Source organism: Pseudomonas sp. JV245A, from assembly GCF_032424515.1.
GTDB lineage: Bacteria > Pseudomonadota > Gammaproteobacteria > Pseudomonadales > Pseudomonadaceae > Aquipseudomonas > Aquipseudomonas protegens.
The window spans coordinates 1-394 of sequence record NZ_VYKE01000570.1 but is presented as its reverse complement, the minus strand read 5'-3'; the positions used below and the strand labels follow the sequence as shown (position 1 = coordinate 394).

1 pseudogene is annotated in these 394 nt (G+C 65.0%); it reads right to left on the bottom strand.

Features of this window, described 5'->3' with window-relative positions:
- Positions 1 to 227: 227 nt before the first annotated feature.
- Positions 228 to 394, bottom strand: a pseudogene (locus tag F6S12_RS33075) (MFS transporter); the annotation flags it as partial.

Genomic DNA, 394 nt, shown 5'->3' with positions numbered 1-394 from the left:
AACATCAAGTGGCGCAGGTGCCGGAAGACGGCATCTGGCAGATCTTCGTCCGCTTGCCCGGCGGCCTGGTGCTGGAGTTGGATGCTCCGGCGATGGGAGCGTTGAGCATCAGCCACGACTACGCCCGACAAGGTGGGGCACCGGCCTGAGCCCAGCCATGAAAAAGCCCGTTGGAGCCGAGGCTCGAACGGGCTTTTGTCGTGGCCGGGGCTGTGTAGTGCCGGGGCTTAGCGGTTTAGGGTGCGGGTCATGCGCAGCGCCAGCAGGCTGCCGGCAACAATTACCCCGGCCAGCAGGTACAGCGCGGCGTCGGTGGAACCGGTGCTGTCCTTGACCCAGCCGACGATATAGGGGCTGAGGAAACCGGCCATCTGGCCCATGGAGTTGATCAGCG